Source organism: Bordetella genomosp. 7, from assembly GCF_002261415.1.
Lineage (GTDB): Bacteria > Pseudomonadota > Gammaproteobacteria > Burkholderiales > Burkholderiaceae_B > Bordetella_A.
The window spans coordinates 281,812-292,708 of sequence record NZ_NEVI01000015.1 but is presented as its reverse complement, the minus strand read 5'-3'; the positions used below and the strand labels follow the sequence as shown (position 1 = coordinate 292,708).

Here is a 10,897-nt window from a genome sequence, read left to right as displayed (position 1 = left end):
TATCTCAACCGGAGTCATTCATGTCTCGTACATTTTCCGTTTCTGCCCGGCGCCGCCAGTCCGGCTTCTCACTGGTCGAGGTGTCCATCGTCACGGCCATCGTGCTGCTGATTGCCATCATCGGCATACCTGCCATCGGAGCCTACGTCATCGAGAACAAGGTGCCCAAGGTAGGCGAAGAGCTGCAGCGCTACGTGGCGCGCATCAAGACCAACGCGCAAGGCTCGGGCGCCGTTCCCTATGCCGATCTCGATACCGGGTCGCTGGCCAATGCGTTGCGCGATTCCAGCGTGGTGTCAGTTTCAGGCACGGGGGCGGCCGCCGTAGTTGCCCATGGGCTTGGCGGCAGCGGCACGGGCAGCAATGGTGTCATCAGCATCGCGCCTGCCTCGATCGCCGCGGCGGGCGCAGGGTCGGGTTTTTCCATCACCCTCACCAACGTCAACAACGCCGCATGTCCGGGACTGGCGTCGGTCATGCAGCGCATGTCCGACATCATCAGCATCGAGGGCCGAGGCGGCGCCGCAATCGTGAAAGACAATATTGCCGTGCCGCGAGTCCCGTACAGCGCCTCCGCCGCCGAGGCGCAGTGCGCCGAAGGCGACAGCAATACGTTTGTATTCACTGTGCGCTGAAGGGCGGTATATGGAAGCGGCTTTACTCCCAGCCCGGCGACGGAGCGCACGGCAGGCCCGCGCCGGGCAGTCAGGCTTTGCCTTGCTGGAACTGGCCATCGCGCTCGCCCTGGCCAGCATGGTCCTTATCTGGACGGCCAACCGGCTGGTGCATCAGGCCGATGATGCGGCCGGCCGCGCCACGGGTGTCTGGCTGCTGGAACTCAAGCGCGGCCTGGACAGGATGCTGGAGCGGCATTTCGACAGCCTCGCGGAAGGCACGCCGGCGCTCGGCGAAGACGGGTTGCCGCTGTACGGCGACCTGTTCGCCCCGCGCCTGTCCGAGCTCAAGGCCCAGGGGCACCTGCCGGCCGGATTTCCGGAAACCGGCGCCTTCGGACAGGACGTCGTCATTCGCGTCCTGCGCGACGGCCGCTGCCCGGGCGAGGCCTGCCGCATCGACGTGCTGGCGTATACCAGCCAGCCGTTGCTGGCCGCCGACGGGTTGCCCGACATGATGCGCCTGGGCGCGGCTGTCGAGGCCACGCACGGGTACGGGGGCTGGGCCGTCGAGTCGCGAATCAGGGGCGTCAACTTTGACTTTCCCAATCCGCCGGCTGCCGGCGCGCCCGCCGTGGCGCCGGGCACGCTGGCGGTCTGGACGGGATATGGCGCAAGCGACTACGACCTGTATGTGCGCAGGCATGATGTCCGCGACCCGGAACTGGAAGCGTCGCTTACGGTGGGCGGCAGCATATCGGCGCAGGGCGACTTGTCCGCCGGCGGCTATCTGTCTGTCGGAACTGCGGCCACCGCCGGCAGCACCTGCTCGGCGGCCCTGGCCGGCCTGTTCGCCCGCGGGGCCGATGGCGGCTTGCTCCAGTGCCGCGGCGGGCGCTGGAAAGCTCCGCCCGGCGCCGGCTTCGGCGGCGCCTATGCCGTCGCCGGGGCGGATGGCTGCGGAGCCTATTCCAGCGTCAATCCCATTACGGGCAAGTGCTCGTGTCCCAAAGGGTATACGCCGGTTCGCGTCTCGTCCGACCTGTGGGGGCCGGATGGCTTGCGCACCAACGCATACGTATGTGTCGGCGCGGGATAGCCGTCCGGGCAGGCCGGCAGGCGGCGGCTGTAGCGCCGGACTGCCGAGCCTCTATAATCAAAGATTCGCCTAAAACCCCGGTTCGTCCAGCATGAAATCCTCAGAGATTCGCCAGAAATTCCTGCAGTTCTTCCAGTCGAAGGGGCACACCATCGTTCCTTCGGCCTCGCTTGTGCCGGGCAACGACCCCACGCTGCTCTTTACCAACTCGGGCATGGTGCAATTCAAGGACGTATTCACCGGCAAAGAAGCCCGGTCATATACGCGCGCCACGTCATCGCAGCGCAGCGTGCGGGCAGGGGGCAAGCACAACGACCTGGAAAACGTCGGTTATACCGCCCGGCACCATACGTTCTTCGAAATGCTGGGCAACTTCAGCTTCGGCGATTACTTCAAGCGCGACGCCATCCAGTACGCCTGGGAACTGCTCACCACGGTATATAAGCTGCCCGCGGAAAAGCTCTGGGTGACCGTCTACCAGGAAGACGACGAAGCCTACGACATCTGGGCCAACGAAATCGGCGTGCCGCGCGAGCGCATCGTGCGCATTGGCGACAACAAGGGCGCACGCTATGCGTCCGACAACTTCTGGCAAATGGCCGACACCGGTCCGTGCGGCCCGTGCTCCGAAATTTTCTACGACCACGGCCCCGACGTGTGGGGCGGCCCTCCGGGTTCGCCCGAAGAAGACGGCGATCGCTACATCGAAATCTGGAACCTCGTTTTCATGCAGTTCGAGCGCGATGCCGCCGGCAACATGGAACCGCTGCCCAAGCCCTGTGTCGACACCGGCATGGGCCTCGAGCGCATTGCCGCCGTGCTGCAGGGCGTGCATTCCAACTACGAAATCGACCTGTTCCAGAACCTGATCCGCGCGGCGGCGCGCGAAACCGGGGTCAGCGATCTGGAAGACAACTCCCTGAAGGTCATCGCCGACCACATCCGTGCGTGTTCCTTCCTGATCGTGGACGGTGTCATCCCCAGCAACGAAGGTCGCGGGTACGTATTGCGCCGCATTGTGCGCCGGGCGTTGCGCCACGGCTACAAGCTGGGCCAGACCAAGCCGTTCTTCTACAAGCTGGTGCCCGACCTCGTGGCCGAAATGGGGCAGGCCTATCCCGAGCTCGCGCAAGCCGCCGAGCGCGTCGCACAGGTGCTCAAGCAAGAAGAAGAGCGCTTCGGCGAAACGCTCGAGCATGGCATGAAGATCCTCGATGGTGCGTTGGCGGGCGTCCCCGCTGGCGGCCAGCTCGACGGCACTACCTTGTTCACGCTGTACGACACCTACGGCTTTCCCGTGGATCTCACCGCCGATATCTGCCGCGAACGCCAGGTTGACGTCGACATGGCGGGTTTCGACGCCGCCATGGCTCGCCAGCGTGAGCAGGCGCGTGCCGCCGGCAAGTTCAAGATGGCCGAAGGCCTCAGCTACGAGGGCGCCGATACGCGCTTCGAAGGCTACGAAAAGCTCGAGCTCGACGCCGTGAAGGTCGCCGCCTTGTATGTCGACGGCACGTCCGTGCAGCAGGTCCAGGCTGGCCAGAACGCCATCGTGGTACTCGATGCCACGCCGTTCTACGCCGAATCGGGCGGGCAGGTCGGCGACACCGGCCTGCTCGAAGGCGGCGGCGCCCGCTTTGCGGTGGCCGATACGCAAAAGATACAGCCCGGCGTGTCCGGTCACCATGGCACCCTGGAGTCCGGCACGCTGTCGGTGGGCGACACCCTGGTGGCGCGCGTCGATTCCGTGCGCCGTGCGCGCACCGTGCGCAACCACTCGGCCACCCATCTCATGCACAAGGCGCTGCGCCAGGTGCTGGGCGCTCACGTACAGCAGCGCGGTTCGCTGGTCGATCCCGACAAGACCCGCTTCGACTTCGCCCATGACGCCCCGCTTTCGGCCGAGCAGATCGCGCAGGTCGAGGCCATCGTCAACGCCGAGATCCTGGCCAACCATCCCACCCAGGCACGCGTCATGGCTTACGACGACGCGGTCCAGGGCGGCGCCATGGCGCTGTTCGGCGAAAAATACGGCGACACCGTGCGGGTGCTCGACATCGGTTTCTCGCGCGAACTGTGTGGCGGCACGCACGTCGTCCGCACGGGCGACATCGGTCTGTTCAAGATCGTGGCCGAAGGCGGCGTGGCCGCCGGCGTGCGCCGTGTCGAAGCCATCACCGGCGACAACGCGCTCGCATGGGTGCAGAACAACAATGCCATCCTGTTGCGCGCTGCCGGCCTGCTGCGCAGTACGCCGGCCGACGTACCGGACCGCATCGTGCAAGTGCAGGAACAGTTGCGCGCGCTCGAAAAAGATCTCGAACAGGCCCGCAGCAAGCTGGCGGCCAGCGCGGGTAACGACCTCGCGGCCAAGGCCGCCGAGATCAAGGGGGTCAAGGTACTCTCGGCCAGCCTGGGCGATGTAGACCCCAAAGCCTTGCGCGGCATGGTCGACAACCTCAAAGACCGCCTCAAGCCGGCTGTCGTCCTGCTTGCCAGCGCCGGCGGCGAAGGCAAGATCAGCCTGGTGGCCGGGGTCACGGCCGACCTCACCGGCAAGGTGAAGGCGGGCGACCTGGTCGGCTTTGTCGCCAGCCAGGTTGGCGGCAAGGGCGGTGGCCGCCCCGACATGGCCATGGGCGGCGGCACGGACGCCCAAGCATTGCCGGCAGCAGTGGCCAGCGTGCAGGAGTGGGTCCATGAGCGCCTCTGAGTCCGTGGCCGACCTGCCGGCGTTCCAGCACGAAGTCGACGCCAGCGGGCTGACCTGCCCGCTGCCCATCCTGCGTGCCAAAAAGGCGCTGGCGCAGATGGAAAGCGGCCAGGTCCTGCGGGTCACCACTACCGACCCCAAGGCAGTGCGCGACTTCCAGGCCTTTGCGAAGCAAAGCGGCAACGCCCTGCTGGCGCAGCAGGAGTCCCCAGAGGCCGTATTGCACTTCCTCAGACGCCGATAGGTGGTTGCTGCCGCAGGGGTCGCCGCGGGTGTATGCTTGCGTCTGCAGCAACGAAAGAAGGCTTTCTTGCCAGGGCCTTCTTTTCAATGCTAGAATCTTCCGTTTTTCACAACTAATTCAAGGGATTACCTATGGTGGTGATTCGCATGGCCCGCGGTGGGTCGAAGAAGCGTCCGTTTTACAATTTGGTAGCCACCGATTCGCGCAACCGCCGCGATGGTCGTTTCATCGAACGCGTGGGTTTCTACAACCCGGTTGCCAGCGAAGGCACCGAAAACCTGCGTATCGCGATGGACCGCGTGCAACACTGGACCGACAACGGCGCGCTGCTGTCGCCCGCCGTCGAGCGCCTGGTCAAAGAATATTCGGCCAAGGTTTCCGCCGCCGCCTGATGGCGCGCCAGGCGTAACCCCACGCCGTATCGGCCGGCTGCATGCCTGATACTGCAACGTCAAGCGCGGTACCCGGCGACCTGGTCGAGCTGGGCCGCATCGTTGGGGCCTATGGCATCAAGGGCTGGGTCAAGGTGCAGCCGCATTCAGCCCAGTCTGATGTGCTGCTCCGGTCGTCTACCTGGTGGCTGACTCGCCTCGCTCCTGAATCGGCGCGAGGCGTTGTTGCGTCTGCGCCTGCTGCATACAAGGTGGAGCAGGCGCGCGCACATGGCGCTACCGTTGTCGCCCAACTGCAAGGCATCGCCGACCGCGACCAGGCCGAATCCTTGCGCGGATACGCGGTCAAGGTGTCGCGCAGCCTGTTCCCCGCTGCTGGCGAAGACGAATACTACTGGGTCGATCTCATCGGCTGCGCGTTCTATACCAATGCCGAAGGCGAGCCCGCACGCGTGGGCACGGTCGAAGAAGTCTTCGATAACGGCGCTCACGCCATCCTGCGCGTCTTGCTGCAGCGCGCGCCCGCGCCGGGCGGCGAGCCCGAGCCTCGTCTCGACGCCAAGGGGCGTCCACTCGAAATGCTGGTGCCTTTCGTCGGCGCGCATATCTTGTCGGTGGACCTCGCCGCGCGCCGTATCGACAGCAACTGGCCCACGGAATTCTGATGCGTTTCGACGTCGTCACGCTCTTTCCGGACATGTTCGGAACCGTGCGCGACCTCGGCGTCACCGGCCGGGCACATGTGCAGGGCCTGTGGGCCCTGCACACCTGGAATCCCCGCGACTACACCCACGACGTGCATCGCACCGTCGACGACCGCCCCTACGGCGGCGGCCCTGGCATGGTCATGATGGCCGAGCCGCTCGAAGCCGCCGTAACGGCGGCGCAAGCGGCCCGCGCAGGCCAGGGCCTGGACAGGGCGCCCGTGGTGCTGCTGTCGCCCACCGGGCGGCGTTACGACCAGCAAGCCGCCCAATCCCTGGCGTCGGGTCAGGGTGCCGTGCTGATCTGCGGCCGCTACGAAGGTATCGACCAGCGCTTCATCGATCGGTGCGTCACGGACGAGATCTCGCTTGGCGACTTCGTCCTTTCAGGCGGCGAGATCGCGGCGCTGGCCGTCATGGATGCCGCCATCCGCTTGCTGCCGGGCGTCCTCAACGACGGCGACTCGGCGCTGCAGGATTCCTTCAACGACAACTTGTCGGGCCTGCTCGACAGTCCTCACTACACCCGCCCCGAAATCTACGACGGCCACGCGGTGCCCTCCGAACTGCTCAGTGGGCACCACGCCAACATCGCGCGCTGGCGGCGCGAGCAGTCGTTGCGCCTGACAGCCGCCCGCCGGCCCGAACTCATCGAGCGCGCTCGCCGTAATGGCTGGCTGAGCAAGGCCGACGAACGGTTCCTGGCCTCTCTGAATAGCGGGTAGATTTTCCGCCGGCCTTCCCTTGCCGGCGGGGCGCCGCCCGCAATATTGTTTCATTTCCGCTGCTAGGGAAGTCCCCATGGCCGGCCGCTGCGTGCCCTGCTAGCATTTTGAAAATTATTTCCCTGTGAAATTTTCATATGCCCAAGTTGGCCGCCAGCATGCCGGACCCGTCAGCCCCTGTGCCTGACGCGCCGCAGCCTGCGTCGGTTATCGATTTCTGGCTGGGCCAGCAGTTGCGCCAGCTGCGCAAGCAGCATGGCCTGTCGCTGGTACAGGTGGCCAAGGCCTGCGGCATGTCCGTGGGATTGCTCAGCCAGGTCGAGCGCGGGCTGAGTTCGCCGTCGGTCAAGCTGCTCAGTCTGTTGGCCGACCAGTTCGGCGTACCCGTAGATTCCTTGTTGCGCGGGGCCGATCTGGCCGATGGCGAAGCGGCGGGCCACGTGGCGCGAGCCGGCTCGCATCGGCGCATCGAATTGCACGACAAGGGCATCTGGAAAGAGATGTACACGCCGCCCACGGGCCGCTCGCTGGACCTATGCCGGGCGCGCATCGCGCCAGGTGGCTCGACCGGGGACGACCTGTTTTTCACCAGCATGGGCGAACAGATCGGCCTGGTGCTGCGAGGCACGCTTGAGCTCTGGCTCGAAGACCGGGCCTTGCTGCTGCACGCGGGCGACAGCTTCCGTTATGCCAGCCGCACGCCGCGGCGGTGGCGCAATCCCGGCCCGGAGGTGACGGACGTCATCTGGGCGATCAGCCGCATCGACCTCAAGGAGGACACTTCATAATCCGCGCGCGTGCGCCAGGCCCGGCGCACGCGCGGCGCGCTTTGACTTTCACAACAGCACCGTAGGGGAACACACATGAAACTGAAAATCCTGCTGGCCGCTCTGGCCGCCACCCTGGCTCTGGGCAGCGCAGCCCAGGCGCAAACCGTGCTCAAGGTCGGCTCTACGCCTACCGGCAGCCCATTCACCTTCCTGGACACCAAAACCAACACCATTGAAGGTGTCATGGTGGACATCATCCGTGCCGTGGGCAAAGAGGCCGGGTTCGAGGTGCAGATCGAGCCCATGGCGTTCTCGGCGCTGATCGGCTCGCTGACATCCAAGCGCATCGACCTGATCTCGGCGGCCATGTTCATTACCGAGCCCCGCAAGAAGGTTGTCAGTTTCTCCGAGCCTGTATACCGCTATGGCGAAGGGTTCATGGTGCCCAAGGACGACGACAAGGAATACAAGTCGTTCGCCGACATGAAAGGCATGACCGTAGGCGTGCAGGTGGGCACTGCGTTTGTCGAGCCCATCCAGAAAAGCGGTGTCTTCAAAGAGGTCAAGCTCTACGACAATCCGCCCGACATGATGCGCGATGCCAACGCGGGCCGCATACAGGGCGGTTTCATGGACTATCCCATCGCGGCCAGCATCATCGCCAAGGGCGCGTATCCCAACCTGAAGATGGCCAAGAGCTATGAGCCCACGGTCGTGGGCAGCCTGGGCATTGCCACGCGCCAGGACGACACTGAGCTGCTGGCGAAGATCAACAAGGCGCTCGAGAAACTGAAGTCCGACGGCACCATCGACGGCATCTTGAAAAAGTGGAACCTGGCGGATTGAACCCTCTACGCCAGCGCCCGCCGGCGGCCGTAACCGGCCGCCGGCTTGATTCAGGCTACCGAATTGGATGGACCCAACGATGATGGAATTTTTTAACGATGCGCGCGAGTTCCTGCCGATCCTGCTGCAAGGGGCCAAGCTGACCATACTGGTTACCCTGGGCTCGCTTTTACTGTCTACCGTGCTGGGCTTGGTGTGGGCGCTGATGCGGGTGTCCGGAATCAAGCCGCTGGCCAAGTTCAGTGCGGGCATGATCAACGTGCTGCGCGGCATCCCCATCATCGTGCTGCTTTTCTATATTTACTTTGTGATGCCCGACATGGGCATCGCCATGACCGCCGTGCAGGCAGCCATCATCGGCCTGGGCATCGCATATTCGGCTTACCAGGCCGAGAACTTCCGGGCCGGCATCGAAGCCATCGACCGCGGCCAGATCGAGGCGGCCATGGCCATGGGCATGAGCTGGAGCATGACTATGCGCCGCGTCGTGCTCCCACAGGCGGTGAAGATCGTGCTGCCGCCGTACGGCAACATCATGATCATGATGCTGAAGGACTCGTCTCAGGCGTCCACCATCACGGTGGCCGAGCTGGCTCTGCAGGGCAAGCTGATCGCGGTGTCTACCTTCAAGAATGCCACCGTATTTTCGCTGGTGGCGCTGATGTACCTGGTGATGTGCGTGCCGCTTATTCTGTTGGTCCGGCACCTCGAAAAAAGGAGCACTGCCAAATGATTCTGCTCAAAGACGTACGCAAGAGCTTTGGCAAGCTCGAAGTGCTCAAAGGTATCGATGCCGAAGTCAGCAAGGGTGAAGTCGTCTGCATCATCGGGCCTTCGGGTTCCGGCAAGTCGACGATACTGCGTTGCATCAACGGGCTGGAGCGCTACGACGGCGGCAGCATCACCATCGACGGCGAGAAGGTCGACTGCGACGCGCCGTCCATCGTCTCCATCCGCACGCAGGTTTCCATGGTGTTCCAGCGGTTCAATCTGTTTCCCCACCGTACCGCGCTGGAAAACGTGATTGAAGGCCCCGTATATGTCAAGAAAGAGCCGCGTTCGCAGGCTGTCGAGCGTGGTCGCGAACTGTTGGCCAGCGTGGGGCTGGCGGACAAGGAGCATACGCATCCGCCGCAGCTGTCGGGTGGCCAGCAGCAGCGCGTCGCGATCGCGCGCGCCCTGGCCATGCAGCCCAAGGCGATCCTGTTCGACGAGCCTACCTCCGCCCTCGATCCCGAACTGGTGGGAGATGTGTTGGGCGTGATGCGCAAGCTTGCCGAAGAGGGCATGACCATGGTCGTGGTGACTCACGAAATGAGTTTTGCGCGTGAAGTCGCCGATCGCGTGCTGTTCATTGATGGCGGCGTGGTGGTAGAGCAGGGCGCCGCGCGCGATGTATTGAACCAACCGCAGCATCCGCGCACGCAGGATTTCCTGCATCGCGTCCTGCATCCCATGTAAGGAGCCTCGCATCATGGCGCAAGCGCCATATCCGCTGTCACATTCGCTATGGGCCGCCACCGCCGCCGAGCCGCCCGAAACCGCGCCACTGCAAGGCTCTGCGCGCGCCGACGTACTGGTCATCGGAGGCGGGTATGCCGGGCTCAGCACGGCGCTGCACCTGGCCGAACGCGGCGTCGACACCGTGCTGCTCGAAGCCCGGGAAATCGGCTTTGGCGGGTCGGGGCGCAATGGCGGGCAGGTGATTCCCGGACTCAAGCACGATCCCGATGATCTCCTCAAGATGTACGGGCCCGAACACGGCGAGCGCCTGATCCGCTTTGCCGGCGGCACTGCCGACATGGTGTTCGGGCTGATCGAGCGCCATGGCATGGACGTGCCGCGGCGGCGGGCCGGATGGATACAGGGCGCGCATACCGGCGAGGCGCTGCAGCTCGCGCAGCGGCGCGCCGAACAGTGGGCGCGCCACGGCGTCCAGGCGCAGATGCTGGACCGTCAGCAAGTGGCGCAACTGCTGGGCACCGACCGCTACCTGGGCGGGTGGCTCGACCCGCGCGCCGGCTCTATCCAGCCGCTGAGCTATGTGCGCGGCCTGGCGCGGGCCGCGCAGGCGGCCGGCGCGCGCCTGCATACCGATACGCCCGTGACGGGCCTGCAGCGCGACGGCGGCCAATGGACGGCCACCACGGCCGGCGGCGGCAGCGTGCAGGCGCAGCGGGTGGTCATGTGCACGAATGCGTATGGCGCGAGCCTGTGGCCGGGGCTGCAGCAGTCGATCATCGACGCCAACACCTTCCAGGTGGCCACGCGGCCGTTGCCCGAGGCAGCGCGGGCCGCCATACTGCCGCAAGGGCAGGTATGTTCCGACACGCGCAACCTGCTGCTCTATTTCCGGCTCGACCACCAGGGCCGCCTGCTCATGGGCGGGCGCGGCCCGTTCCGTGAGCCGAAGGGCCAGCAGGACTGGGCCCATCTCGAGCGGGTGGTTGGCAAGCTTTTCCCCCAGGCGGCCGGTGTGCCGTTTGAATATCGCTGGTGCGGGCGGGTCGCCGTCACGCGCGATTATCTGCCCCACCTGCACGAGCCCCAGCCGGGCCTGCTTATCGATATTGGGTGCCAGGGGCGCGGCGTAGGCCTGCAGACGGCCATGGGCAAGGCCCTCGCCGCCTACACGGCGGGCGAGGGCGCCGACGCCTTGCCGGTGCCGATCACGCCGATCAAGGGTTTTCCGCTGTACCCGTTGCGGCGCGTCTATGTGAACGCCGTGGTGGCTTGGTATCGCATGAACGACGGCGGGGTATAGGGCGCCAGCCGGCGCGCGCCGGGGCG

At 65.2% G+C, this 10,897-nt stretch carries 12 protein-coding genes; all 12 read left to right on the top strand.

All coding sequences use genetic code 11. The features are described 5' to 3' along the window. The first annotated feature begins 20 nt into the window (after positions 1-20). The 12 genes from CAL18_RS10580 (at position 21) to CAL18_RS10525 (ending at position 10,871) form a co-directional block, all read left to right on the top strand. The gene (locus CAL18_RS10580) at positions 21-635 is read left to right on the top strand and encodes a type 4 pilus major pilin (RefSeq protein ID WP_094817816.1); all 615 of its coding nucleotides are present in this window, start codon (positions 21-23) and stop codon (positions 633-635) included. Between the two features lie 82 nt (positions 636-717). After that, positions 718-1,713, top strand: coding sequence for a hypothetical protein (locus tag CAL18_RS10575; protein WP_094817815.1), 996 nt, complete (start codon positions 718-720; stop codon positions 1,711-1,713). A gap of 91 nt (positions 1,714-1,804) precedes the next feature. Next, positions 1,805-4,426, top strand: coding sequence for an alanine--tRNA ligase (gene alaS / locus CAL18_RS10570; RefSeq protein ID WP_094817814.1), 2,622 nt, complete (start codon positions 1,805-1,807; stop codon positions 4,424-4,426). Beyond that, positions 4,413-4,670: a sulfurtransferase TusA family protein gene (locus CAL18_RS10565; RefSeq protein ID WP_026638333.1), complete on the top strand. Its 258-nt coding sequence runs from the start codon at positions 4,413-4,415 to the stop codon at positions 4,668-4,670. The genes alaS and CAL18_RS10565 overlap by 14 nt, the downstream gene beginning before the upstream one ends. Positions 4,671-4,801: 131 nt before the next feature. Further along, complete coding sequence (rpsP, locus tag CAL18_RS10560) at positions 4,802-5,062, top strand: 30S ribosomal protein S16 (RefSeq protein ID WP_026638332.1); 261 nt, start codon at positions 4,802-4,804, stop codon at positions 5,060-5,062. Between the two features lie 41 nt (positions 5,063-5,103). Then, positions 5,104-5,727: a ribosome maturation factor RimM gene (rimM, locus tag CAL18_RS10555; protein WP_026638331.1), complete on the top strand. Its 624-nt coding sequence runs from the start codon at positions 5,104-5,106 to the stop codon at positions 5,725-5,727. Then, positions 5,727-6,491 (top strand): tRNA (guanosine(37)-N1)-methyltransferase TrmD, encoded by a 765-nt coding sequence (gene trmD / locus CAL18_RS10550; protein WP_094796276.1) that lies wholly within the window; start codon positions 5,727-5,729, stop codon positions 6,489-6,491. The genes rimM and trmD overlap by 1 nt, the downstream gene beginning before the upstream one ends. A gap of 137 nt (positions 6,492-6,628) precedes the next feature. After that, a complete protein-coding gene (locus CAL18_RS10545; RefSeq protein WP_094796277.1) occupies positions 6,629-7,279 on the top strand; it encodes a helix-turn-helix domain-containing protein in 651 nt (216 codons plus the stop codon). Positions 7,280-7,354: 75 nt separating this feature from the next. Continuing rightward, on the top strand, positions 7,355-8,107 hold the full coding sequence (locus CAL18_RS10540; RefSeq protein ID WP_026638328.1) for an ABC transporter substrate-binding protein: 753 nt from the start codon (positions 7,355-7,357) through the stop codon (positions 8,105-8,107). Positions 8,108-8,186: 79 nt separating this feature from the next. Continuing rightward, positions 8,187-8,840 (top strand): amino acid ABC transporter permease, encoded by a 654-nt coding sequence (locus CAL18_RS10535; RefSeq protein ID WP_026638327.1) that lies wholly within the window; start codon positions 8,187-8,189, stop codon positions 8,838-8,840. Further along, positions 8,837-9,568 carry an amino acid ABC transporter ATP-binding protein gene (locus CAL18_RS10530; RefSeq protein WP_026638326.1) on the top strand — a complete coding sequence of 244 codons (732 nt, stop codon included), beginning with the start codon at positions 8,837-8,839 and terminating at the stop codon, positions 9,566-9,568. The genes CAL18_RS10535 and CAL18_RS10530 overlap by 4 nt, the downstream gene beginning before the upstream one ends. A gap of 13 nt (positions 9,569-9,581) precedes the next feature. After that, the gene (locus CAL18_RS10525) at positions 9,582-10,871 is read left to right on the top strand and encodes an NAD(P)/FAD-dependent oxidoreductase (RefSeq protein ID WP_026638325.1); all 1,290 of its coding nucleotides are present in this window, start codon (positions 9,582-9,584) and stop codon (positions 10,869-10,871) included. The last annotated feature ends 26 nt before the right edge of the window (positions 10,872-10,897 follow it).